This window comes from Mucilaginibacter sp. P1_A3 (assembly GCF_056406855.1).
This window is the reverse complement of sequence record NZ_JBFTZJ010000008.1, coordinates 138,375-162,369: the sequence shown is the minus strand read 5'-3', so window position 1 is coordinate 162,369 and position 23,995 is coordinate 138,375. Positions and strand designations below refer to the sequence as shown.

General features: G+C 43.1%; 21 protein-coding genes and 1 pseudogene. 9 read left to right on the top strand and 13 right to left on the bottom strand.

Annotated features, from left to right (window positions below; all coding sequences use genetic code 11):
* Positions 1-296 precede the first annotated feature (296 nt).
* The 4 genes and pseudogenes from AC1D0K_RS18235 to AC1D0K_RS18220 form a co-directional block, all read right to left on the bottom strand.
* Positions 297-950, bottom strand: a pseudogene (locus AC1D0K_RS18235) (phosphatidylserine decarboxylase family protein); the annotation flags it as partial.
* Between the two features lie 26 nt (positions 951-976).
* The gene (locus tag AC1D0K_RS18230; RefSeq protein WP_477390571.1) at positions 977-1,813 is read right to left on the bottom strand and encodes a phosphatidate cytidylyltransferase; all 837 of its coding nucleotides are present in this window, start codon (positions 1,811-1,813) and stop codon (positions 977-979) included.
* Complete coding sequence (locus AC1D0K_RS18225; RefSeq protein ID WP_295720728.1) at positions 1,810-2,022, bottom strand: putative signal transducing protein; 213 nt, start codon at positions 2,020-2,022, stop codon at positions 1,810-1,812. The genes AC1D0K_RS18230 and AC1D0K_RS18225 overlap by 4 nt, the downstream gene beginning before the upstream one ends.
* Complete coding sequence (locus AC1D0K_RS18220) at positions 2,022-2,969, bottom strand: lysostaphin resistance A-like protein (protein WP_477390568.1); 948 nt, start codon at positions 2,967-2,969, stop codon at positions 2,022-2,024. Before AC1D0K_RS18220 ends, AC1D0K_RS18225 begins: the two co-directional genes overlap by 1 nt.
* 40 nt (positions 2,970-3,009) lie before the next feature.
* Here AC1D0K_RS18220 and dusB point away from each other — a divergent pair, with 40 nt between their 5' ends.
* The 3 genes from dusB (at position 3,010) to AC1D0K_RS18205 (ending at position 5,251) form a co-directional block, all read left to right on the top strand.
* On the top strand, positions 3,010-4,002 hold the full coding sequence (dusB, locus tag AC1D0K_RS18215; RefSeq protein WP_295720730.1) for a tRNA dihydrouridine synthase DusB: 993 nt from the start codon (positions 3,010-3,012) through the stop codon (positions 4,000-4,002).
* 48 nt (positions 4,003-4,050) lie between these two features.
* Positions 4,051-4,437 (top strand): Co2+/Mg2+ efflux protein ApaG, encoded by a 387-nt coding sequence (gene apaG, locus AC1D0K_RS18210; RefSeq protein WP_295720731.1) that lies wholly within the window; start codon positions 4,051-4,053, stop codon positions 4,435-4,437.
* A gap of 439 nt (positions 4,438-4,876) precedes the next feature.
* A complete protein-coding gene (locus tag AC1D0K_RS18205) occupies positions 4,877-5,251 on the top strand; it encodes a DUF6249 domain-containing protein (RefSeq protein WP_295720732.1) in 375 nt (124 codons plus the stop codon).
* Between the two features lie 81 nt (positions 5,252-5,332).
* Here AC1D0K_RS18205 and AC1D0K_RS18200 read toward each other — a convergent pair whose 3' ends face one another.
* Both AC1D0K_RS18200 and AC1D0K_RS18195 read right to left on the bottom strand, forming a co-directional pair.
* Complete coding sequence (locus tag AC1D0K_RS18200; RefSeq protein WP_477390564.1) at positions 5,333-5,851, bottom strand: DinB family protein; 519 nt, start codon at positions 5,849-5,851, stop codon at positions 5,333-5,335.
* Complete coding sequence (locus AC1D0K_RS18195) at positions 5,826-7,040, bottom strand: sensor histidine kinase (RefSeq protein WP_295720734.1); 1,215 nt, start codon at positions 7,038-7,040, stop codon at positions 5,826-5,828. The genes AC1D0K_RS18200 and AC1D0K_RS18195 overlap by 26 nt, the downstream gene beginning before the upstream one ends.
* Positions 7,041-7,263: 223 nt before the next feature.
* On the opposite strand from AC1D0K_RS18195, the gene gltX reads away from it, so the two are divergent.
* On the top strand, positions 7,264-8,793 hold the full coding sequence (gltX, locus tag AC1D0K_RS18190) for a glutamate--tRNA ligase (protein WP_477390561.1): 1,530 nt from the start codon (positions 7,264-7,266) through the stop codon (positions 8,791-8,793).
* Positions 8,794-8,878: 85 nt separating this feature from the next.
* On the opposite strand, the gene AC1D0K_RS18185 is transcribed toward gltX, so the two are convergent.
* Positions 8,879-11,557 (bottom strand): ThuA domain-containing protein, encoded by a 2,679-nt coding sequence (locus AC1D0K_RS18185; RefSeq protein WP_477390559.1) that lies wholly within the window; start codon positions 11,555-11,557, stop codon positions 8,879-8,881.
* A 73-nt stretch (positions 11,558-11,630) separates the two neighbouring features.
* Here AC1D0K_RS18185 and AC1D0K_RS18180 point away from each other — a divergent pair, with 73 nt between their 5' ends.
* Both AC1D0K_RS18180 and AC1D0K_RS18175 read left to right on the top strand, forming a co-directional pair.
* On the top strand, positions 11,631-11,786 hold the full coding sequence (locus tag AC1D0K_RS18180; RefSeq protein WP_477390557.1) for a hypothetical protein: 156 nt from the start codon (positions 11,631-11,633) through the stop codon (positions 11,784-11,786).
* Between the two features lie 260 nt (positions 11,787-12,046).
* Entirely contained in the window at positions 12,047-12,460 is a 414-nt protein-coding gene (locus tag AC1D0K_RS18175; RefSeq protein WP_295720737.1) for a hypothetical protein, read from the top strand.
* Between the two features lie 337 nt (positions 12,461-12,797).
* Here AC1D0K_RS18175 and serS read toward each other — a convergent pair whose 3' ends face one another.
* Positions 12,798-14,069, bottom strand: a complete 1,272-nt coding sequence (gene serS / locus AC1D0K_RS18170) for a serine--tRNA ligase (RefSeq protein ID WP_477390555.1) — start codon at positions 14,067-14,069, stop codon at positions 12,798-12,800.
* A 170-nt stretch (positions 14,070-14,239) separates the two neighbouring features.
* On the opposite strand from serS, the gene rsmI reads away from it, so the two are divergent.
* Genes rsmI through lnt form a run of 3 tightly spaced genes read left to right on the top strand, consistent with a single transcriptional unit; the run spans position 14,240 to position 17,147 of the window.
* A complete protein-coding gene (rsmI, locus tag AC1D0K_RS18165; protein ID WP_295720739.1) occupies positions 14,240-14,959 on the top strand; it encodes a 16S rRNA (cytidine(1402)-2'-O)-methyltransferase in 720 nt (239 codons plus the stop codon).
* A 7-nt stretch (positions 14,960-14,966) separates the two neighbouring features.
* Positions 14,967-15,503 carry a DUF1572 domain-containing protein gene (locus AC1D0K_RS18160; protein WP_477390553.1) on the top strand — a complete coding sequence of 179 codons (537 nt, stop codon included), beginning with the start codon at positions 14,967-14,969 and terminating at the stop codon, positions 15,501-15,503.
* An 18-nt stretch (positions 15,504-15,521) separates the two neighbouring features.
* Complete coding sequence (lnt, locus tag AC1D0K_RS18155; RefSeq protein WP_477390551.1) at positions 15,522-17,147, top strand: apolipoprotein N-acyltransferase; 1,626 nt, start codon at positions 15,522-15,524, stop codon at positions 17,145-17,147.
* A 22-nt stretch (positions 17,148-17,169) separates the two neighbouring features.
* On the opposite strand, the gene AC1D0K_RS18150 is transcribed toward lnt, so the two are convergent.
* The 5 genes from AC1D0K_RS18150 to AC1D0K_RS18130 are packed head-to-tail and all read right to left on the bottom strand — an operon-like array spanning position 17,170 to position 23,990.
* Positions 17,170-18,030, bottom strand: coding sequence for a BadF/BadG/BcrA/BcrD ATPase family protein (locus tag AC1D0K_RS18150; RefSeq protein WP_477390549.1), 861 nt, complete (start codon positions 18,028-18,030; stop codon positions 17,170-17,172).
* Entirely contained in the window at positions 18,027-18,407 is a 381-nt protein-coding gene (locus tag AC1D0K_RS18145) for a response regulator (RefSeq protein WP_295720743.1), read from the bottom strand. The genes AC1D0K_RS18150 and AC1D0K_RS18145 overlap by 4 nt, the downstream gene beginning before the upstream one ends.
* Positions 18,408-18,454: 47 nt before the next feature.
* Positions 18,455-19,774: a TolC family protein gene (locus AC1D0K_RS18140; protein ID WP_477390547.1), complete on the bottom strand. Its 1,320-nt coding sequence runs from the start codon at positions 19,772-19,774 to the stop codon at positions 18,455-18,457.
* Positions 19,775-19,779: 5 nt separating this feature from the next.
* On the bottom strand, positions 19,780-22,905 hold the full coding sequence (locus AC1D0K_RS18135) for an efflux RND transporter permease subunit (RefSeq protein ID WP_477390545.1): 3,126 nt from the start codon (positions 22,903-22,905) through the stop codon (positions 19,780-19,782).
* A gap of 5 nt (positions 22,906-22,910) precedes the next feature.
* The gene (locus AC1D0K_RS18130) at positions 22,911-23,990 is read right to left on the bottom strand and encodes an efflux RND transporter periplasmic adaptor subunit (RefSeq protein ID WP_477390543.1); all 1,080 of its coding nucleotides are present in this window, start codon (positions 23,988-23,990) and stop codon (positions 22,911-22,913) included.
* Between the last annotated feature and the right edge of the window lie 5 nt (positions 23,991-23,995).

The window sequence follows — 23,995 nt, the reverse complement described above, 5'->3', positions numbered from 1 at the left end:
CACGATTTTCGTGGCCTTTGCTTTTTTATAAATCTTTCAATCGATAGGGAAGAAATTATTTCTGAACGATCTAAATATTATCGGTTTTACTCCGTTTTTCCATCAGGTTTAGCCGCGGGTTTCTTTTTAGGAGCAGCCTTTTTAACCGCAGGTTTTGGTTTTTCAACCTCTGGATGATCAATAACCAGTGGCAACTCCTGTTGGTGTGCCTCGTTGATGATTATAGTTGGTTCGGGATCATTAACGGGCATTACTTTAGCGGCAGGTTTTGCCGTTACCTCAGTTATTGCGCTTGGCAGTTCGGCCAGGATAGTTCTGCCACCTTTCACAACATCGCCAATATTTACTAATACTTTGGTGCCTAATGGCAAAAACACATCAACCCTTGATCCAAATTTAATAAAGCCAAATTGCTGGCCTTGTTCAACAATATCGCCTTCTTTTACATACCATACAATGCGGCGGGCCAATGCACCGGCAATTTGCCTGAACAATACCGATACTCCTTCGCTGTTTTGAACGCAAACTGTGGTACGTTCGTTCTCGGTTGATGATTTGGGGTGCCAGGCTACCAGGTATTTACCTTTATGATATTTAAAATAGCTCACCACGCCCGATATGGGGTTACGATTTACGTGTACATTCACCGGCGACATAAATACCGATAGCTGGATACGTCTGTCTTTTAAAAACTCTGTTTCATCAGTTTCTTCTATCACCACTACTTTTCCATCGGCAGGGCAAAGCACCGTAGTTTCATCGATGCTGATATCAAAGAATGGGCTGCGGAAAAACTGCACTATGATCAAAAAGAAAATGCCCGATAAAATGTAGATGATCCATTTTAACGTATGCGCTTCAGGAAAATAGAACTGTATCAGTGCATTGAGCACAAAAATAAACAGTACGGTGATGGCCAGTGAGGTGTATCCTTCTTTATGAAAAGTCATGTTATAGGTGATTTATTACAAAATTACTAATTTGAAATGAAGTACAGGTATACATAAACAATTGGTGCGGCCATTAATAAGCCATCAAACCTATCCAGGAGGCCGCCATGGCCTGGCAATATGCCTCCGCTATCCTTTACATTAATACTGCGTTTAAACATGGATTCAACTAAATCGCCCATGGTACCAAAGCATGAAATGAGGATTGATATGGTAACCCATTGTTTCCAGGTAAGCTCTGTATAAAAATGACCCAATATAAGCGCTGCAACCGCGCTGATGATAATACCGCCAATTAAACCTTCATAAGTTTTTTTGGGTGAATGCCTTTCAAATAGTTTTGTTTTACCCATTTTGCTGCCTACAAGGTAAGCGCCGGTATCGTTACTCCATAAAATAATCAAAAATGCCAGCGGGATATGGAAGTTAAAGTTGCCGCCGATAAAAGCCATTGCATGAAAAAATGCGAAAGGGATTACAGCGAATATGATTCCCAAAAAGGTGAAGGCGATATTACTGAATGGGGCAGGTGTTTTCTTATATAGTTCCTGCATAAATACCGCAGCACCGGCAAGTGGAATTAAAAGAAGCAGCTTTATAACAGCATGATTTCCGTTTAATGCAGTTGAAGTAAATTGATCGGGGTAAAAGAATAACGCGGTTCCGGCGAAGAGTAATGCACCGTAAGTTAACCCCGCAATAATGTTTGGTTGCGCTGTGTTTTGTTTTATGAGTTTATAAAACTCATAAAGGCAAAATGATGCCAGCACAAGGTAAAACAAACTGAAAACATATGTACCCAATAAGGTGGAGGCAATCATCACGATGATGAAAAAGAAGCCTGTAATGGCGCGTAATCTCATAAATTAATTTGGTTGAGGATCATGATCTCAATGGCCTTGCTAAAATCCTCCTGATGAATGTAAACTTCAATATCGCCAAAGGCCCGGTGCGATGAATCTTGTTTGTTTAATAAAACGGTGTCAATATGGTGCCCGATAAGCACTTGCTTAACAATCTCTGATTGATAAAAATTGGATGAAGTGAAAATTTTGATCCAGTTTTTTTCCATCAATTACTTAACTCTGGCTTTTTACCAATTGCAACATACCTGTATATAAAAAGCAAAAATAAAACAATTATTATGCTAATAGCATACAGGGGGTAATTAAATACGTGTTGATCATCGGGATCTAATTTAATGGTTTTGTGCTGAAATAAGTAAGTGATAAGCACGGCGGAGCCATTATTTAAAAAGTGACCCCAAACACCCGTCCATATGCTGCCGCTATAGGCAACAAAATAACCAAACATGGCTCCCAGGAATACCCTTGGCAAAAAAGTAAAGAACTCCATATGAAAAGCGCTGAAAAGGATGGCTGTTATCCATATGGCAGCATGTTTATTGCGGGTCCATCTAATAAAAATAGTTTGAATTACACCGCGAAACAAAAACTCTTCGGCAATGGCCGTTAATAAACCAACCACAAACAATGCCCACAGCAAAGCCCAGATGCTTTTCATATTCAGCATAGCCTCGGTAGCTTTTTGCGCTGATAGCTCCATAGCACGTAGTTTATCTTCAAGCCCTTTAAGCGCTGCAGGTAATGATAGCTTTTGATTGATATTACTTAACATCTCCATTACAGGCGATGAAAACAGCATGATGGTGAATATGAGCAATAAAAAAATGGGCAGAAACTTAAAGGTTGGTTTTAAATAAGTTGCGGTATCTGATACAATGAACCTTGCAAAAAGCACCGGGGCAACAAATAATGGTAGTGTGGTACTCACTATTTGCAATATCCATAACGTAGCGCCAACATGCGGGTTTTGCGTATTGAAACTAAAGGTATCGCCAAGCGTTTTAAAGCCGAATATAGCGAGTATTATCCCAGCTGCGATAAACGAAAAAACAATCACCAGGCCAATGGTTATACCCACAATTGCTAAAAATTGTACAAATATAGATGGCTGATTTGTCTGCTGTATGTAGTCCTTTGTGGGTTCTTGTATCATTTGGGGTAAAATGCTTATTTTTGCAGGGCTAAAGATAAGCATGTCTGTACAAATAGGAAATATTGATTTAGGAGAGTTCCCGCTGTTGCTGGCGCCGATGGAAGATGTGAGCGATCCTCCCTTCCGTTATGTGTGTAAGCAACATGGCGCGGATATGATGTACACGGAGTTCATCTCATCAGAAGGATTGATTCGTGATGCCGCCAAAAGCAGGGCGAAGCTTGATATATTTGAGTATGAGCGCCCTATAGGTATCCAGATCTTCGGCAGCGATATCGACCATATGCGCGAAGCTACCGAGATAGCATCTCTTGCCGGTCCCGATTTAATGGATATCAATTATGGTTGCCCGGTAAAACAGGTAGCTTGCCGCGGTGCAGGCGCCAGTTTATTACAGGATATTGACAAAATGGTGGCCATGACCAAGGCTGTTGTTGAAGCAACACACCTGCCCGTAACCGTAAAAACCCGTTTAGGCTGGGATGATAATACCAAAAATGTTTATGAAGTGGCCGAGCGCCTGCAGGATGTTGGTATTAAAGCCCTCACCATACATGGCCGTACCCGGGCCCAGATGTATAAAGGCGTGGCTGATTGGTCATTAATCAGGGATATTAAAAAAAACCCGCGGATAAAAATCCCCATTTTCGGTAACGGAGACATCGATTCCCCGGAAAAAGCGGCCAATTGGAAAATGGAATTTGGCGTAGATGGCATGATGATAGGCCGGGCGGCAATTGGTTACCCATGGATTTTTAGGGAGATAAAACATTTCTTTAATACCGGGGAACATTTAGATAAGCCCACCATTACCGAGCGGATTGCAGCATGCTCAACCCATTTGCAAAAATCAATAGAATGGAAAGGTCCTAAAACAGGGATCTTTGAAATGCGCAGGCACTACTCCAATTACTTTAAAGGGATAGATCATTTTAAAGAATTCCGGATGAGGTTAGTGACCGCCGGCACCCTGGACGAAGTACAACAGATACTCGCCGAAATAGATGAAAAATATGCCATTGAAATGGCCTAATATTTGCTCCCATTCATTATATTTAAATTAATAAGAAATTAAATGCACATGGTTACCACTATAACAGAAGGCGTTAAGGTTTCCATAGAAACCATATACCAGCCCGAATATTCTAATCCGGCTAATGATCATTTTATGTTTGCTTATAAGGTGAATATCGAAAATATGAGCAACTACGCCATACAATTAATTAGCCGTCATTGGTATATTTTTGATTCTAACGGAGCCAAACGTGAAGTTGAGGGAGAAGGGGTGGTAGGCCAGCAACCGGTTATTGAACCAGGGCATTCACATGAATATGTATCGGGCTGTAATCTTAAAACCGATATGGGCAGTATGAAAGGCGAGTATCAAATGAACCGTTTACTGGACAATGCCAGCTTTAATGTACAGATTCCCGAATTTTATTTGATTGCACCTTACAGGATGAATTAAAATAATAAAAAAATAAGATATAGGAGCCTGGATGAGTAATCATTCAGGCTTTTTGTTTGATAGGACTTTTTTGATAACCAACAAAAGTTTGTCTTGGGTAACGCTTGAAGCATCTATTCTCGGCGATGCTACTTATGATGCGTTTGTTGATGTAAGTGAATTTCTAAAAAGGGCTGTCACCCTGAGCTTGTCGAAGGGTCGCGCGCAGAGGCCTTTGCCCACATGCTTCGACAGGCTCAGCAGGACAGCCTTTTTTGAAATGTCATTTCACCTTCCACCATCTTTAACATTCCTGAGAATAACAAAGCGCTATTTTGCTTTCCTTAAAAAAACTTTACAAGTAGGTGTAACCTCCTTTAAAATCATGTTGTCATAACTTACAAATACACCAATAGTGGTGATTACAAAAAAGTTAACAACATAATAAATTATAGAAATCATGGATACCGGGAATTTAGGAATATTAGCAGGCATTGTTATCTCACTTGGCTTTTTCGCAATGATCTTTGCAATCATTTACCTGTACAAGCGCGAAAGAATGGCAATGATTGAACGTGGCATGGATCCACGCAGTTACAAACCACAATCAGCACCTTACCAAAACTTAAAATGGGGGTTATTACTTATCGGCTCAGGAATAGGATTGTTCCTTGCTTTTATTTTAGATCACTCCGTATTTCGTAGCATGGATGATGATGTGTTTTTCCTTTACTTATCACTTATAGCCATCTTTGGTGGCGCGGGCTTGTTCCTGTCATATAAGATAGAGAAAAAGGAAGTATTGGATAGGGAAGATGTGAGATTAGAGAAATAAGAGAACCCTTAGTCAAAAATAAAAAAGTCGCGGTTATTTAATTAACCGCGACTTTTTTATTTATCTGAACTTGTGGAGATTTTACCCAATACCATACCGCTCCTTAAAAATATTCAGGTGGTGTAGCTCGTGCCCGGCCAGCATGTAAACAAATGCCCTAACAGTGAACCGGCTATTGCTGGCTATGCCATCGCGCAGTAACTGATCATCGCTAAAGCTTTTGATCATATAGATATTTGATAAGCGGGCAGCTTTAAATTCTTCGGCCAGATCACTGATGCTGACTTTACTTAAATCATTATTATTAACGTAAATATCCTGGTCAAATCCTGGTAGTTCTACATGATTACGCGAAAACACCAGTGCCCGATAGGCGAAAGTCCGCTCTGTATCTATCATGTGGCTAAGGGCTTGCTTAACGGTCCACTTGCCGGGAGCATACGCGTAAGCAGCTTGCTCGCTGGTAAGATTGCTGAACAGCTGGTAGCTTGATGTCATCAATTGCTCCAATAATTCAATTACGTTTTCATTGGGCACAAGGCCAACATAGCCCGCCGCAAATGGCGAATATTCATCAGGACTTGGTTTGCTTATTATCATTGCGTGTGTTTTTTAATACTATCCTAAAGGTTGTACCCTTGCCTACTTCAGAATCTTTTACAAAGATCTGGCCATTGTGATAGTTCTCTATCATGCGTTTGGTTAAGGACAAGCCCAATCCCCAACCGCGTTTACGGGTGGTATATCCCGGCTGAAAAACGGTATCAAATTTAGAGCGCGGGATGCCTTTACCAGTATCCGTTACATCAATAAATACCTGGTTCTTTACTTTATTGCCACTAATATCAACCTTAATACTACCTTTTCCGTCTATGGCGTTAACGGCGTTTTTAAGCAGGTTCTCTATTACCCAATCAAACAACGGTACGTTAAGGCCAGCTTTAAGGTGGGGGTTTCCACTCATTTCAAAACTGATGTTTTTACTTACACGCACCCTAAAATAATCAACATAATCCTTCACTACTTCATAAACACCATGCTCTTCCAATACAGGTTTTGATCCGATTTTTGAGAAACGATCGGCTACAATTTCCAGCCGTTTTACATCGTTTTCCATTTCGGCCACCAGCACATCATCTTCTGCGTTGAATTTTTCCTTCATCAACTCTATCCATGCCATTAATGATGATATCGGGGTGCCCAGCTGGTGAGCGGTTTCTTTAGCCAAACCAACCCAAACCTGGTCTTGCTCAGATTTGCGGGATGAACTAAATGCCGTATATGCCATCAGCAGGAATATAGCAATAACCGTTAACTGGATATAAGGGAAAATCCGTAATTGCTGCAACAGGGGAGAGTCTTTATAAAATACTAGAGTCTCCTCGCCCAAAATCTGGAGCTTAATAGGTTCGTGCTGTTTTTTCATGTATGCCAGCTCAGCCTTAAAATAATCAGGGTCGTATTTTTTCTTGTTGCCTACGGATGGAAGATCGATAAAGGTTTTGGTAGTATCCAATCCGCGGGATAAGCGAATGTCTCCTTTGCCATCGGTAACAATGGCCGGTACAATTAAACTGTCGCGCACGGCTATCGTATATTGCAAAAAGTCGTTATCGTCGGAGTTTAGGATCTGCCTCATGCTCATGGCCCAAACCTGCGCACGCGTTCGTTCAGACCGGGCAATGTTTTTAACAAGGTACCGGGTATAAATAAGGGAACCGCTGGCAATTACAACCGCGAACGCGAGTAGTAAATACTTCCACCGTTTTTTTTGCTGATATGGGTTCATGCTGGCCAAGCCTCAAATAACGTAAAATTATTTCAGAAGTACAGATAGGCGGATGTGCAGATTATAGATTTCAGATGTGCAGATTGGGAAAAAACAAATAGATGTAAACGAAAATTAACAAGATTTAACATTTTCAAATCTTCAAATAAACAAATTTTCAAATCATCTGCACATCTGAAATTTGAAATCGGCACATCTAAAATAACCTTATCTTTGCGCCATCATGACCGATAAAAAAGTAAGAGTTCGTTTTGCGCCAAGCCCAACAGGTGGTTTGCACCTGGGTGGTGTTCGTACCGTATTGTTTAACTATTTATTCGCCAAAAAACATCATGGCGATTTTGTTTTGAGAATTGAAGATACCGACCAGACCCGTTACGTGGAAGGTGCCGAGCAATATATTTTAGATTGCCTTAAATGGTGTGGTTTACACCCGGATGAAAGTCCGGTTGAGGGAGGGCCTTTTGCACCATATCGCCAAAGCGAACGGAAGTGCATTTATCGCGAATATGCCGAACGCCTTGTAATGCAGGGGCATGCCTATTATGCTTTTGATACAGCCGAAGAGTTGGATAAAAACCGTAAGGAGATTCCCAACTTTCAATACGGACAGGTTTATCGCGAAACATTGCGTAACTCCATTTCGCTGCCGCAGCACGAGGTGGATGCCTTGCTGGACGCGCATACACCTCACGTTATCCGCATAAAAATGCCTGCTGATGAAACAGTAAGCTTTAATGATATGATACGCGGGCATGTAAGTTTTGAAACCAACCAGGTTGACGATAAAGTTTTGTTGAAAGCCGATGGGATGCCTACATATCATTTGGCTGTAGTGGTTGATGATTACCTGATGAAAATTTCGCACGCTTTCCGCGGCGAAGAATGGCTGCCATCTGCACCAGTACATTTGCTGCTTTGGGAATACCTGGGCTGGAAAGCCGAGATGCCGCAATGGGCGCATTTACCATTGATATTAAAACCAGATGGCCATGGTAAATTGAGCAAACGGGATGGCGCACGCCTGGGTTTCCCGGTATACGCCATGACTTGGTTTGATGCAAAAACCGGCGAACTTACCCCTGGTTTCCGCGAGTTGGGCTTTTTGCCCGAAGCGTTTTTAAACCTGTTGGCCACCTTGGGCTGGAATGATGGTACCGACCAGGAAATATTTACACTGGATGAGCTTATAGAAAAATTCTCGATAGAGCGGGTCAGCAAAGCCGGCGCCAAGTTTGATTTTGAGAAAGCCAAATGGTTCAATGCCGAATGGATAAAACGTTCGGAAGTTGGTAGTTTGAAGCCGGCAGTTAGCAAGGTTTTGGCAGATAAAGGAATTGTCGTTACGGATGATGAAAAACTGGAAACGGTTATCAACCTGGTAAAAGACCGCTGTGTGGTATTGCCTGATTTTTATCAGCAGGCAGGCTACTTTTTTGAGCAGCCTATGGAGTATGATCTGAATGCTGTAAAACCAAAATGGACAGATGTAAAAACGGATTTCTTTGGTGCGTTAACGGAGTTGTTAAGCACAGGTGGTGATATCGAAGCTCATGACCTGGAAACCAAATTTAAAGCCCTTGCCGAAGAAAAGACGCTAAAAGTAGGGGATGTGATGCTGCCCTTCCGCATTATGCTGGTTGGCGGCAAGTTTGGCCCGCATGTATTTGATATAGCGGCTTTGTTAGGTAAAGAAGAAACCGTAAGCAGGATAGAGAAAGCTTTGGAGGCGTTTAGCGCCCCAGCCCCCTGAAGGGAGAGCTTTTAATTTGCAATGCGATGTAATAATAAAAAAAGAGGGCTTTGACGGCCCTCTTTTTTTATTATGGTGGATGATGTTATTTTAACGAAAATATCCAGTTAATAATTTGTTTGATTTCGGCTGGTTTCAGGTTTGGATGCGCGGGCATATCCACATCGCCCCAAACACCGTGGCCTCCTGTTGTTACCTTTTTAATCAGGTGACTGGTTGAAGCGGCATTACCAGGGTACTTCTTTGCAACCTCGGTAAATGCCGGGCCTACTGATTTTTCGGATACCTTATGGCATGCCTGGCAATCTAACGACATCATGAGCGTCTTCCCGGCAGCGTTTGCTTGCATGCTGGCCATTTTTAGTTTCATATCGGGCGAATCCTGGCCGGCCAAAACGGCTATGGTTTTACTTAGGGTGGCGGCATCCCGGTCGTCCTTAACTTCAACAGAAACATTGTAGGTGCCTTTTTTGGTATAGGTGTAAAGCAGCTTTGGCAGCTGAGTTGTTTTTTTGATACCATTGCCCAGGTTCCAGGTATAGGTCAATTTATCCTTCTCGGGGTCGGTTGCTGTTACCGTAAATACTACAGGCAATGGCAATTTGCCATACAGTTTATTGGCGGCTATCGCTTTTACTTCGGGGGCGCGGTTACCGGTGTTATAATCAATACGTGCCAGGCCGGCATCTTTGTTTTTGGTAAACCAGCCTGAGCCATATTCCAAAACATATATCCTACCATCGGGGCCTGTTTCCATGTCAATAGGCGCGTTAAATTTGCTTGTAGCCATAAAGGGTTCCATTTTATCCAGGTCGCCGTTTGGCTGCAGGGTAAGCACTTTTATCCAGCCACGAATCCAGTCGTAAAAAAACACTTTTTTGTTATAATAATCTGGCAGGCGGGTAGCTTTTGGATACAGGTCTGTATAATAAATAGGGCCAGCCATAGCGGTGCGGCCTCCGGAGCCAACTTGCGGAAATTCTTTCGATTCGCCGTAAGGGTACCAGATAAATGCCGGTTGGGCGGGTGGCAACTCTCTTAAACCTGTGTTGTTTTTTGAATCATTTATCGGGTGCAAGGGATCAAAATTTGGTCCGGATTCGCCGGTTGCATAATTGTAGGCATGGTAAGGGATATTTGGACCGATAAACAATGGCCACCCGAAGTAGCCTGCGGCTTTGGCCTGGTTAAACTCGTCGTAACCACGCGGTCCTCTGGTGGCTAAGCTGTCATTATTGGCATCGGGGCCAACTTCGCCCCAGTAAAGGTAGCCGTTCTTTTTGTCTACGGCTATGCGGTAGGGGTTTCTGTCACCCATTACATAAATTTCTGGCCTTGTGCCGGCTGTCCCTGGTTTAAACAGGTTTCCTTCGGGGATGGTATAGGTACCATCATCTTTTATTTTTATCCTTAATATCTTACCCCGTAAATCGTTGGTGTTACCTGCCGAACGCCTGGAATCATGGTTTAAATACTCCGGGCGATCGTCCAGCGGCGCAAAAGCGTGCGTATCATGGGGTTGTTTTTTGCCTTCATCAAACGGGGTGGTGTTATCGCCGGTAGATAGAAAAAGGGTATGATCGGGCCCAAAGGCTACGGAGCCGCCGGTATGGCAGCAGATCTCGCGCTGCGAGTACAATTGCAATACTATTTTTTCTGATTTGTTATCAATGGTATCTCCAGTCATGGTAAAGCGCGAAAGGCGGTTAACCGAAGTATCAGACGGGCTGTAGTAAATGTAAACGTAATGGTTGGTTTTAAAATCCGGATCGGCCTGTATTCCTAAAACACCTTCTTCGGCATTTACTCCTTTTTTGGTACGGGTTTTAAAATAAGCATCTAAGAAGCCCGCTTGCTTCACTGTTTTAGTAGCATTTTTAAACAGCATGATTTCGCCGCGGCGCTGGGTTACCAAAATATCCAGGTTGGGTAATATGGTCATTTCGGTTGGCTCATAAAAAGTGCCTTGTATAAGCGAGGTTTTTGAAAAACGGTTTTCTTCGGGCACCCGTAAAGTGATACATTTAGAATAGTCCAGTTTTTTGTTATCGCCAATGGCGTATTGAATACCGCCCAGCAAATGTTTTAAATAGGCCGGGTCGCTGTATGATTCATCGGTATGGCCAAGCTCGGTATAAAATGCTCTGCCGTTCTCAAAATTATGGTACCAGGCCATAGGGTGGTTAACGCCATTTATGCCTCCCTTATAGCTGTTTTCATCAATAGTGATGAGTACATGAATATTTTTGCTGATGGATTTAAAATTGTACCATTCGTCGGTCCTCTTCCAGGTATCGGGCAGGGCGCGGGTTGATGGATGGTTTTTATCAATAACGTTTAAAACGGCTTCCTGCATGGCTGGGTGGCTATCAAAGTAGGCACCCACTAAGCGGCCATACCAGTGCCAGTCATACTCGGCATCCGCGGCAGCGTGTACGCCTACGTAATTACCGCCTGCCTGCATATAGCGTTCCAGATCGGCCTGCTGGTAATTATTAAGCATATAACCGGTTGTGCTTAAAAACACAACAGCCGAATACTTGCTTAAGGTTGTTTCGGTGATCTTCGCGGCATCGGAGGTGGTATCAACCGAAAAATTGTTTTCGGCGCCGAGCTTTATAATGGCCGCTGTACCCACGGCGATAGAAGCATGATGATAACCCGATGTTTTGGTAAACACCAGTATTTTGGGCTTCTCAACTATTTTACTAAAATTAAACACCAGTACGCTGAGCGCAAGGAGCAGGGTGGATTTAAATCGCATAGTTTAAATATGGGTTATGATGGTTTGGCGGAATTAGTAATTTTTCGGCTCTAAAGATAAAAAAAACAATCGATTGCGAGTTTCGTATCTTAAATATTACATCTTAAATTTTGGCAACCTTATCCGTGTTATTGGCATAACAGGTAAATATTTCAAAGCCGTTAGGTTTATTGATCCCGAAAAGGGCAAGGTACTTACCTGGGTTTATAAAGATGAGCTGCATAATTAAACCTTCTTTGGTTGAGCGTGCCGAAAGAGATTATAACAGGCTGATGGATTATTGGATGAAAAAGTAATATCGCCTGACAAAACGGGCCTAATAAAATTCACACAAAAGCAAATTTTTATCTCGCAAAGAAATCGCGTTGCCGATAGCGATTAAACTTGCAATAAATTATAGTGTTGGGTATTATTTTTAATACAAAAAGCAATAATTTGTTGGCAAACTGAACTTTATCCAGTACTTTTAAGTCCCTTAATTAACTGGCTATGATCCGCGTACGATCTAAGAATGTGCTATTGATTGCTCCCGAAACTTTCTCGGTAGAGTTGTTGTCTAATAACAAACAATTCAGGCACATCTCGGCAACGAGTCATATCTTTCCATCTATACATGAGCAAAAGCCCAATGTAGTGATATTGGACTATGATCACCTGACCAATGATATTGAAAAGATATTACGGCGACTGCAATCAAACCCGGCATACGGTAAAATTAAGATCTGCTGCTACAAGCAAAAAGAGCACACAAAGGTTGATAGCCTACTAAAAGCCCTTGGTGTCGATCACATTTTTTATCCCCATGATTTCGAGAAAACTGAAAAAAGCAATGGAATCGTAAATGCATTTGCCAATGTTTTCGATGTTAGCCTTTTGGGTTTGCTTGTAAGAACTTCAAATTAGAAAAGTGTATTAACACCTTGCTTTGTGCAGGCTGTTTGTGAGTATGGCCATGATTTGGCTAAAGCCCCTCTTGCTATCTATTTATCCGCCCCATAAATGGGACGGCAATGAATTAAAGCGTTATTTACCTTCAATTCTTCATTGCCGTTGGTTTCAACCAACGGATAGAAAGTATTATCCAAGCATGGCTTTAGCCTAAATAATCATCATTTCGCAATGGGAGGGGGTATTCCAGTAATTTGTGTCCCCACATACAGCTATCTCCTTGCTTTGTGCAGGTATTTGAGCTGAAAAAAAGCAGGAACAAAAAAATAGCCCCTTAAAAGGGGCCGTAGTTTTAATCAATCCATTCAAACTTGGTATAAGGCACCAATACCTCCGGTATCTTAATGCCCCTTTCTGTTTGGTTGTTCTCCAGTAATGTAGCCACAATACGCGGCAAAGCCAATGCGCTACCATTAAGGGTATGGGCAAGCTGAGTTTTACCTTCGGCATTGCGGAAACGCAGTTTAAGGCGATTACTCTGGAAGGTTTCGAAATTGGATACGGAAGAAACTTCCAGCCAGCGTTGCTGAGCGGCACTCCAGGTTTCCATATCATAGGTTAAAGCCGATCCAAAACCCATATCGCCGCCGCAAAGGCGCAATACACGGTAGGGCAGCCCAAGATTTTGCAATAATCCCTGCACATGAGCGCTCATAAGCTCCAGGGTTTCGTATGATTTATCTGGGTGCGCTATCTGTACAATCTCCACCTTATCAAACTGGTGCAGGCGGTTAAGTCCGCGTACGTGTGCACCGTATGAACCTGCTTCGCGACGGAAGCATGGCGTATGGCCGCAGTTTTTAACCGGCAGATCATCTCCTTTAAGTATCACATCGCGGTATAGGTTGGTGATAGGTACTTCGGCGGTAGGGATGAGGTATAATTCATCTTCATTTACAAAATACATCTGTCCTTCCTTATCAGGAAGTTGGCCGGTACCAAAACCAGAATCTTTATTAACCATCAATGGTACGCTGACTTCGCTGTAGCCAGCTTTTTCTGCCTCATCAATAAAATAATTGATTAAGGCGCGTTGAAGTTTGGCTCCTTTGTTTTTATATACCGGGAAGCCGGCCCCGGTTATTTTAACCCCAAGTTCAAAGTCTATCAAGCTGTATTTTGCTGCCAGCTCCCAATGTGGCAGAGCATTTGCAGGCAATTCAGGCTTAGCGCCGTTCTCTAAAACCACCTCATTCTCTTCGGGGGTTAAGCCTTTTGGTACAGAGCTATGTGGCAAATTAGGGAGTAATACCAGTTTTTGATATAGATCTTCCTCGGTTGCGGCAAGTTGCTCGGCAAACTTTTTTATATCTTCTTTCCAGGTTCCTGTTTTTGATTTTACCTCTTCAGCTTCGGCTTTTTTGCCGGCACGCATCAGCTCGCCAATTTGTTTGGCGGCAGCATTGGCCTCGGCCGAAACAGTATCCATACTGGTTTGGGTTGAACGACGTTTATCATCTAACCCTATTATCTCATCAACCAGTTCGGGCTGTTTAAAATTTTTTACAGCCAAACGTTCTAAAACCTGTTCCCTGTTATCACGGATATAACTAACTTGCAGCATTATTTTATTTTTTGACAAAGATATAATCAGTTGGCGGTTTGCGGCGTGCAGTTTGCAGTTTTTTTCGGGAATAGGTTTGCAATGCCATTTTGAAGGCAAACAAAGTCCCCTGCTAATCACTAACTGCGAACGGAAAGCCCACTGCCCATTGTTAACTGCAAACTAAAAAAATGCCCGGTAAACTATACTTAGTACCCACCCCAATTGGCAACCTGGAAGATATCACCTTCAGAGCGATTCGTGTATTGAAAGAGGTTGATCTGATCCTGGCCGAGGATACGCGAACATCTGCCCCCTTACTTAAACATTTTGATATTCATCAGAAAGTGTTTTCGCACCATCAGCATAATGAGCACCAGTCATCAAACGAGATAGTGAAATTTTTGCTGGAAGGAAAAAATATCGCGCTCATATCCGATGCCGGTACACCAGCCATATCCGACCCGGGTTTTTTCCTGGTTCGCGAAGCTTTAAAGTTTAATATTGATGTGGAATGCCTGCCCGGCGCTACAGCTTTTGTGCCCGCGTTGGTAAACTCTGGTTTCCCTACAGATAGGTTTTGCTTTGAGGGTTTTTTGCCATTGAAAAAAGGCAGGCAAACCCGGTATAAATTCCTGGCCCAGGAAGAGCGTACCATCATACTATATGAGTCGCCACATCGTTTATTGAAAACGCTGGATGAAATGGCTACTTATTTTGGTGCCGACAGGCAGATCTCGGTATCGCGCGAGCTAACTAAAATGTTCGAAGAAACCGTAAGGGGTACTGTTACCGAAGTGAAGCTGTATTTTGAAACACATCCGTTAAAGGGTGAGTTTGTAATGTGTGTGGCCGGAGCCGAAGCAAAATCATCTAAAGATAAATACAGGGAAGAAGAAACCGAAGAATAAGCCGATTATGGAAATTTATTTGGATAGTGCAATAAAGCGATTTGCTTATTACAAAATGCTTGGGGAGCAAACCTTTGAGCAGCTGAATGATGCCGATTTATTTTGGCGCTTCAATGATGAAAGCAATAGTATCGCCATTATAATTAAGCATCTATCCGGTAATATGCTGTCGCGATGGTCGGACTTTTTAAATGCCGACGGAGAGAAACCATGGCGCAAGAGAGATGCCGAGTTTGAAGATGAAATTAACACCCGCGCCGAACTGCTAAATATTTGGAATGAGGGTTGGGAATGCCTGTTTGCCGCATTAAGTTCAATAACGCCCGATGATTGGCAAAAAACTATTTATATCCGCAACGAACCACATAACGTAGTAGACGCAATTAACAGGCAGCTGGCACATTATCCATATCACGTGGGGCAGATTGTGTTTATTGGAAAGATGATTGCCGGTTCAAAATGGAAATCGCTGTCAATCCCTAAAGGCGAATCAGAAACATTCAATGCAGCTAAATTTTCGGCTCCAAACGATACTATCAAATAAGACCACATTATACATTTAATGAAAAAAAATCTTCCCTTAGCCATACTTTCCGGCTTATTACTTTGGATAGCATGGCCGCCAACTCCTTACACTACCTTCCTGCTTTTTATTGGTTTTGTACCCATGCTGCTGGCGATGGAGAACATCATCGAATCAACAGCTGCAAAAAAGGGCCGACAGATTTTTAATGTAAGCTTTATCGGCTTTTTTGTTTGGAATACAGCATCTATATATTGGGTATACAACGCCCTTAAACAAGTTGGCAATTTAGTGGCCATACCTATTACACTAATACCATATGCGCTGGGGCCACTGCTAATGGCTACTGCTTGCTGGCTGTATTATCGCTTGCGCCTGTTAACCAACCGGGGTTGGAGCCTGGCAGGATTGGTTTGCCTTTGGATGGCCTACGAATACCTGCACCAAAGCTGGGACCTGAATTTTCCATGGATGACACTGGGCAATGGCCTGGCAGTAACCCACCAATGGATTCAATGGTATGAGTATACCGGGGTTTACGGCGGTACTATTTGGATATGGGCTGTAAACATCCTGGCCTTTTTAATTTACGTTGGGATGCGCGAAGCCCAACCAAAACAGGTTCGGCTTAAACTCATCACCGCTTTTGTGTTTACGATACTGCTGCCAATTGGCTTTTCGTTATTCACTTATTATAATTATACCGAGCAAAAAAATCCATCTAATATAGTTGCCGTTCAGCCTAATATTGATCCTTACGATAAGGAGGGCGTTATACCTGCTGCTTTGCAAATTGATGTGATGATTCACCTGTCGCGACAGATAGCCCAGCCCAATACCGAGTTTTTTTTATGGCCTGAAACTGCGATTCCTGAATATATGGACGAGGATAAGATCCTGCAAAACACGTACTATAAACAGGCCCATTACTTTTTACGCAATTACAAGAACGGCAACCTGTTAACCGGCGCTGAAACCTACAAGCTATACAATACCCGCAAAACACCAACGGCCAGCCCAACCCAACAGCCAGACTTATTTGCAGATAATTTTAGCACGGCTATGAATATCGAAAACGGGGATAAAGTACAGTTTTATCATAAATCGCGCCTGGTGCCGGGAGCAGAGTCATTACCTTTTGGCAATGCCTTATCGTTCTTAAAGCCGGTGTTTGAGCATTTGGGCGGTGCTACAGGTGCTTACGGCAGTCAGCCTGATGCAGAAGTTTTTTATTCGCAAAGCGGGATAGGGGTTGATCCGGTTATTTGTTTTGAATCAATCTGGGGGGGATACGTGGCCCGCTCTGTTAAAAAAGGGGCGCAGTTCATCGCCATTATTACCAATGATGGCTGGTGGGAAAATACATCGGGCAAAGATCAGCACCTCGATTATGCTAAGTTACGCGCCATTGAAACCCGCAGGTGGGTAGCGCGATCTGCAAATACAGGTATCTCGGCATTCATCAACCAGCGCGGCGATATTGTACAGCAAACCAAATGGTGGACAAAAACGGCCATCAAACAGGATATTAATCTTAACTCCGATCTTACCTTTTACGTTGAGCATGGCGATTACTTGCCAAAGGCTGGAAGCAGTATTGCGGTATTACTTATGCTGTTTATTGTAATAAAGCCGCGGCTGAAAAAGAGGGCGATTGCGGCTTAAGAAAAATATTGAAACGTATTGTTTAAGCTAACTGTTCATTTCGTTTTAAGATAAACGCCATTAGATCACTGATGGGTTGCTTAATGATCTTGCCGGTTTTTACACCTTGCGTGTGGCAAAGCGCGGTAAGCTCTTCAGCAAAAAAAAAGGCTATCGATCCTACAAAATGGCATTTGTATTTATGATATTCAGGGTACGATTTAATGTTGGTTTCGATGAATTCCAATAAGCCCCGCTGTAAAACTTCCTGTCCGTACGGAGTGGTTTTAATCTCACTTACAAATTTAGAGAAGGATGCGAGGTAAGTGTTGCCGTTAGCCTTTTGATAAACATTTTTGATGACGATATCCTTGTTCAGGTGGTAGGCTTCTTCAAACCGTTCATTGATCTCGGCAGGCATCCGGCCATATAAAAAATCGGTGATCAGGGTTTTGCCAAACCATGTACCCGATCCTTCATCGCCCAAAACATACCCCAAGCCATGTTGGCCTTCAAATATTTCCTGTCCATCAAAAAAAGAGATGTTTGATCCAGTACCCATCACGCAGCAAATACCTTTTTCGTGACCACACGTTGCATAAGCACAGCCCAAAAGATCGCTATCAACAGAGACATAAGCTTTAGGGAAATGGAGGCTGATGGCATTTGATACAATTTCGTGCCTGTCCGGACTGGAGCAGCCGGCTCCAAAGAAATAAATTTCATCAATGCTATCGGCATAGGCAAGCATTCCCGGCGCCTGGTCATGAATTATTTTGGCTATTTCTTTTTCGCTTAAAAAGTACGGGTTTAACCCCGCTGTTTTAAAAGCTACCGGTTCCTGTTGAGGGATGTGTAGCAACCAGTCTGTTTTTGACGATCCGCTATCGGCTACTAAGATCATGCACTAAGTTCTTCAAGGGCTTTTGTGGTTAACGGCTTATGTATAAGTTGGGTAATGTATTTATTGTCAGCTGATTGTTGCATATCAGTTGGATCAAGCGAAGAAGAAAGCATAAATATTTTTATGTTCTCCTTATCAATTTCCAGCAAATCATACTCCTGCAAAAACTCAAACCCATCCATGGTAGGCATACGGATATCAAGAAAGATAACATCAGGCTTAACAATGCCAGACCTGAGTGAATCAATAGCCTCCGTTGGCGATTGACGCACAATTATCGTCTCGGCAAAATTGCTGGCCTCTAAAACCTTGCGCGTAACAAAGTTATCGATGTAGTTATCATCGATTAACAAGCAAATTTTGTAAGGGATAGACATACACCAAATATATGTGTTTTTACAAGTAAATTAAAAAATATGCTTTTTTATTGAATGTTTATGCTGTTTGTGATCTGTTTGAGGGTAATTTCTGCCTGTTTTGACTGGTATTGGGCTGCAAAAAACTTTGATTGTGCATCAAGGTAATTACGTTGAGCCTCCCGAATCTCGAGCGGGGTGATGTTGCCCAGCTTATATTTTTCCAGCGAAATGTCAAGGTTTTTCTTGGCTATCACCACGTTTGCCTGCCCCAGTTTAATCAGGTCAAGGCCTGATAGGTAGGAAGCATACAGACTGTTCACCTGCGTTTCTACATTCAGTTGAATTTTTTTAGCGTTGATGTTTGCGTTGTCTATCTGGATTTTGGCGTTCCTTTCGCGGCGGGTTTGGTTAAAGCCATCAAAAATGTTGATGGTGGCTGTTAAGCCGTAATTTAAGCCATGAGTATTTTGCTGCAAAGTAAAGCCTGCAGGTGTTTTATTATCGCTAAAAGTATACCCCGATGTTACAGCCACCTGGGGATAGCGGGTAGCGCGTACCTGTTTCAGGTTGATCTCGGCCAGTCGGCGGTTTATTTGTGTAGATAATATAGTTGGGTTTTGTAATTGAGCGTTGGTTAAAATATCGCCCAACAGTAACTTTTCATCTACAATAATGGTATCTGCTACAGAAAAATCTGTCTGAAGATCACGAACCAGGATCTGGTTGAGCAAAATTTTGGTGGTTTTAAACATCTGGAATTGCGTAACCAGGTTGGCGGTATCGGTATTTAAGTTTACCTGCGCGTTTAAAACATCCAGCTTTGATGCCCGGCCAACATGAAATTTATCATTGGCATAACGCAGTTGTGTGCGCGAAATATCAATGGCCCCCTTTAATGCTTTTATTTGTTCGTTTTGGCTAATGAGGTCATAGTAGGTGCCTATCACGTTGGCAACGGTATTTTGTATAGTATCCTGCAAGCGTAAAGCGCCAAGTTTATCCAGTTGTTGCAACTGATCATAAGTGGCAAACATGTTAAAGCCATCAAAAATAGTCCAGTTAAGGGCAACGCCGTAATTGATACCAGAGTTTGCCGCATTGTGGATGTTATTCACCGAGCCGTCGCTACGGGTTTGTTTGGTGGTTTGCCTGCTGTTGGTAGATGCAAAATTGCCGTTCACCTGTGGTAAAATACCCGCGTTGCCCAACGTAACGTTGTTGGCGGCAATGGTTTTATTGTTTTGCGATAGCTTGATGTTGTAATTGTTTTTCAAAGCTATTTCAACCGCATCTTTTAATGTAAGCAGCGGCGCATCCTGTGCCCATGTGTTTATACCCAAAAAGGTACAGCAAAAAAACAGGAAAGCTATTTTTTTAATGATCATATCGCTTAAAAATTTTCAATAAGTTTTGGTTTTTTCTCTGTTTTGATTTCTTCTTCCGGCTCCTCTTCAGGGTCGTGGCGTGTTTTTGAAGCAAAGATCACGTACATCATTGGAATGATGTATAAAGTTAATACCAGGGAAAACAACATACCACCCATGATTACTATACCCAGGGATACCCGGCTTTTTGCCCCGGCTCCCAGTGCAAACGCGATAGGTACAGAACCTAACACAACGGCCAAACTGGTCATTAAAATAGGGCGTAAGCGGGCGGTGGCAGCTTCAACGGCGGCTTCATATTTGGTAATACCGTGTTCCATACGCTGGTTGGCAAATTCAACAATGAGGATACCATTTTTGGTTACCAGCCCCACCAGCGTAATTATCCCGATTTCGCTGAAAATATTAAGTGTTTGGTTAAATAGCCATAAGGACATGAATGCACCCGAAATAGCCAATGGCACGGTGAGCATCACGATGAAAGGATCCATAAAGCTTTCAAATTGCGCCGCAAGTACCAGGTATATCAATAAAAGGGCAAAGCCAAATGCAAACAGGATGTTTGATGATCCTTCTGCATAATCGCGCGATGGCCCGCTTAACGCGGTGCTGAATGTTTCATCAAGTAAGCTTTTAGAGATGCGGTCCATTTCGGCAATACCATCACCAACGGTTTTGCCTGGTGCTAAACCTGCCTGTACCGTGGCAGATTTGTAACGGTTAAAGTGGTAAATAGCCGGGGGAGTTGCACCTTCGGTTGTTTTTACCACGTTATCCAGCTGTACCAATCCGCCTTTGCTGCTGCGCACATAAACCGATCTCAGATCGAGCGGCTGATCGCGGTTGGCCCTGTCAACCTGGGCAATTACCTGGTATTGCTTTCCGTTGATCAAAAAGTAATCTAAGCGGCCTGCACTATAGTATAATTGTAAAGTTTGGGCAATGTCATCTACAGAAACGCCAAGGTCACGCGCCCGGTCGCGGTCGGTAACCACCCTCAATTCGGGCTTGGTAAACTTAAGGTTCACATCCGTTCCCTGGAAAACAGGGCTCCGGGATACTTCTGCAAAAAACTTAGGTAATACGGCCCTGATCTTTTCAAAATCCTGATTCTGGATAACATATTGTACCGGCAATGAGGTACGCGCGCCGCTACCTCCACCACTTATTGTTTGTTCCTGTACCACAATAGCGCGGGCATCGGGCATTTTACTCAGCTTTTTATTCATCCAGTCGGCAAGTTGCTGCTGTGTGCGCTCCCGTTTATCAGGAGCAACCAGACCAATACGACCAAAGCCAGAGTTGGCCGAGCCACCACCACCAAAGGATGGAGAAACAATTTCAAGGTTGATGTTAGCTTCGGGGATGGAGTCTTCAACGATGTTGGCCACCTTATCCATATATTTAGTCATGTACTCATAGGTGGCCCCCTCAGATCCGGTTACACTGTAGCGTAACAAGCTGCGGTCATCCAAAGGAGCAAGTTCTGATGGAATCACCTTAACAAGTACCCCGATAATGATTATGGATACGATCAGGATCACGAACGATACCCACCGCACCTTCATAAACTTAACCAATGTTTCTGTATATGAATTGGTCATGTTAACAAAGAATGGCTCTGTTCTTTCGTAAAACTTAGATTTTTTGTTGCTCTTGCGGATCAGCTTAACATTCAGCATCGGTGTTAATGACAGGGATACAAAGGCCGATATTAATACCGCCCCGGCAACCACTACTGCAAACTCCCGGAACAACCTGCCCGTAAAGCCCTGTAAAAACACGATGGGTAAAAATACTGCCGCCAATGTAACCGATGTGGATACTACCGCGAAAAAGATCTCGGCAGAACCTTCAAAAGCCGCTTTGCGTATAGCCATACCGGCCTCTACTTTTTTGTAGATGTTTTCTGTTACAACAATACCATCATCCACCACCAGCCCCGTTGCCAGTACAATACCCAGCAGGGTTAATATGTTGATAGAAAAGCCGAAAACATACATAATAAAGAAGGCTCCAATCAATGATACCGGGATATCAATCAGCGGGCGAAAAGCGATCAGCCAATCCCTGAAGAACAGGTAGATGATGATAACTACCAGCACAAACGAGATAAGAAGCGTTTCCTGCACCTCGGTAATGGATTGATTGATGAACCGGGTATTATCCAGCGCCACTTTCACAGATATATCTGGCGGGAGATCTTTTTTGATCTGCTCCAGCCGGGTATAAAAATCTTTGGCTATCTGTACATAGTTGGCGCCGGGTTGTGGCACAAGGGCCAGGGCCACCATCGGCACCCCCGACTCTTTAAATATGGTTTCTTCATTTGCTGACCCCAAAACAGCATAACCAATATCGCTAAGGTGGATTACCCGGGTGCTATCGGCACGAATAATGAGGTTGTTAAAATCCTTTTCTGTTGATAATTTACCCAGAGCCCTGATGGTTACTTCGGTATTATTACCTTCAATTTTACCGGCTGGCAGCTCCACATTTTCCTTGGCCAGGGCAGCTCCAATATCGGTAGCGGTAAGGCCCAGGGCCGATAACTTGGTGGGATCTATCCATAAGCGCATGGCATATTGCCGCTGGCCCTGTATGTTAATGGTACTTACACCGGGGATGGTTTGCAAACCTTCCTGTAATACGTTCTCGGCATAGTCATCCAGCTGGGTTATGTTACGGGTATTACTGCTTACCGTAAGGGTAATTATCTGATCGGCGCTGGCATCGGCTTTGGTAACTACCGGCGGCGCATTTATATCCTGTGGCAACTGGCGCTGTGCCTGTGCAACCTTATCGCGCACGTCATTCGCTGCGGTTTCAAGGTCGGCATCAAGGTCAAACTCAACCGTGATATTACTTTGCCCAACAGAACTTGTTGAGGAAATATTACGGATACCTGGTACGCCGTTGATGGATTTCTCCAAAGGCTCGGTTATCTGCGATTCTATTACATCCGCATTGGCGCCAGAGTAACTGGTGGATACAGAAATAATTGGCGGGTCAACCGAAGGGAAATCCCTTACTCCTAAAAATTTATAGCCTATGATACCAAATACAACAATAACCACAGACATTACTGTTGCCAATACCGGCCTTTTTATACTAACTGAGGATAAACTCATAATGGTTACTTAATAACTTTAATAATTTTTAAAGGAACTTTTGGTCGCATTTGTATAAGGCCCGATATTACAACACTATCGCCGGGCTTTAAGCCATCTATAACTTGTATTTTGGTATCGGTTCGCAGATCTGTTTTTACAGCCCGGGTAATGGCCTCGCCATTGTGATAAACGTAAACCAGGCTGCTTTTTAAATCAGGTATAACGGCCTGGGTTGGTAGCAGAATAGTTTTAGGGATTTGATCGAGCGTCAGGTTTATTTTAGCAAAGCCACCTGCAGTTAATGCGCCATTTGGATTGGGTGCTTTTGCGCGTACGGTAATAGTGCGCGAGTTAACATCAATAGAAGGTTCAATGGCGTATACTGTGCCGGTAAAGTTTTCTCTTGAGCTCTCGACATTAAACCTCACTTTGCTGCCCACTCCAAGTATAGAAATGTACCTTTCAGGAACAGAAAAGGTAAGCTTTGCCGGATCAATATTTACAAGCTGCGCGATAGGTGAAGCCGGCGATAAATAACTACCCGGACTAACATTGCGTAAACCGATTGTGCCCGAAAATGGCGCACGGATCTCGGTTCTGCTTATCTGCGCTTTAATTACATCGGCAGCGGCTTTCAGGGTGTTTAGCGAAGTTAAAGATGTATCATATTCTTCCTGGCTGATGGCTTCTTTTTGCAGCAAGGCTTTATTGCGAAACTCTATTTGTTTGGCCAGTGCTACCTGGTATTGGTTTTGTGCCAGTGATGCCTCCAGGTCCTGGTTATAAACTTTAACTAAAAGTTGCCCTTTTTGCACCTTGCTGCCCTCGTTAAAATAAATACCTGTAATGTTGCCGGCAGTCTGGCTTACCAGGTTCACTTTTTCGTTGGCATCAATGCTACCGGTTACATCAATAATATTGTTTACGGCGGTATCCTTTACAATCATGATGTTGACTGATACAGGACCGTTTTTCTTTTTGCCGCTTTTGCCGCCAGCGTTTGCCGCAGCGGTTTCTTTGGCTTTTTGGCTAAAAAACTTATTGTAAACTAAAAAAGCAACCAGCAAAGCCAGCGCTATGTAAATGATATACCTTGATCTCATATTGT

Bases quoted from the DNA above. Each gene is read 5' to 3' on its own strand.
- AC1D0K_RS18230 (WP_477390571.1), bottom strand. From the start codon at position 1,813: ATGAGATTACGCGCCATTACAGGCTTCTTTTTCATCATCGTGATGATT.
- AC1D0K_RS18225 (WP_295720728.1), bottom strand. From the start codon at position 2,022: ATGGAAAAAAACTGGATCAAAATTTTCACTTCATCCAATTTTTATCAA.
- AC1D0K_RS18220 (WP_477390568.1), bottom strand. From the start codon at position 2,969: ATGATACAAGAACCCACAAAGGACTACATACAGCAGACAAATCAGCCA.
- dusB (WP_295720730.1), top strand. From the start codon at position 3,010: ATGTCTGTACAAATAGGAAATATTGATTTAGGAGAGTTCCCGCTGTTG.
- apaG (WP_295720731.1), top strand. From the start codon at position 4,051: ATGGTTACCACTATAACAGAAGGCGTTAAGGTTTCCATAGAAACCATA.
- AC1D0K_RS18205 (WP_295720732.1), top strand. From the start codon at position 4,877: ATGGATACCGGGAATTTAGGAATATTAGCAGGCATTGTTATCTCACTT.
- AC1D0K_RS18200 (WP_477390564.1), bottom strand. From the start codon at position 5,851: ATGATAATAAGCAAACCAAGTCCTGATGAATATTCGCCATTTGCGGCG.
- AC1D0K_RS18195 (WP_295720734.1), bottom strand. From the start codon at position 7,040: ATGAACCCATATCAGCAAAAAAAACGGTGGAAGTATTTACTACTCGCG.
- gltX (WP_477390561.1), top strand. From the start codon at position 7,264: ATGACCGATAAAAAAGTAAGAGTTCGTTTTGCGCCAAGCCCAACAGGT.
- AC1D0K_RS18185 (WP_477390559.1), bottom strand. From the start codon at position 11,557: ATGCGATTTAAATCCACCCTGCTCCTTGCGCTCAGCGTACTGGTGTTT.
- AC1D0K_RS18175 (WP_295720737.1), top strand. From the start codon at position 12,047: ATGATCCGCGTACGATCTAAGAATGTGCTATTGATTGCTCCCGAAACT.
- serS (WP_477390555.1), bottom strand. From the start codon at position 14,069: ATGCTGCAAGTTAGTTATATCCGTGATAACAGGGAACAGGTTTTAGAA.
- rsmI (WP_295720739.1), top strand. From the start codon at position 14,240: ATGCCCGGTAAACTATACTTAGTACCCACCCCAATTGGCAACCTGGAA.
- AC1D0K_RS18160 (WP_477390553.1), top strand. From the start codon at position 14,967: ATGGAAATTTATTTGGATAGTGCAATAAAGCGATTTGCTTATTACAAA.
- lnt (WP_477390551.1), top strand. From the start codon at position 15,522: ATGAAAAAAAATCTTCCCTTAGCCATACTTTCCGGCTTATTACTTTGG.
- AC1D0K_RS18150 (WP_477390549.1), bottom strand. From the start codon at position 18,030: ATGATCTTAGTAGCCGATAGCGGATCGTCAAAAACAGACTGGTTGCTA.
- AC1D0K_RS18145 (WP_295720743.1), bottom strand. From the start codon at position 18,407: ATGTCTATCCCTTACAAAATTTGCTTGTTAATCGATGATAACTACATC.
- AC1D0K_RS18140 (WP_477390547.1), bottom strand. From the start codon at position 19,774: ATGATCATTAAAAAAATAGCTTTCCTGTTTTTTTGCTGTACCTTTTTG.
- AC1D0K_RS18135 (WP_477390545.1), bottom strand. From the start codon at position 22,905: ATGAGTTTATCCTCAGTTAGTATAAAAAGGCCGGTATTGGCAACAGTA.
- AC1D0K_RS18130 (WP_477390543.1), bottom strand. From the start codon at position 23,990: ATGAGATCAAGGTATATCATTTACATAGCGCTGGCTTTGCTGGTTGCT.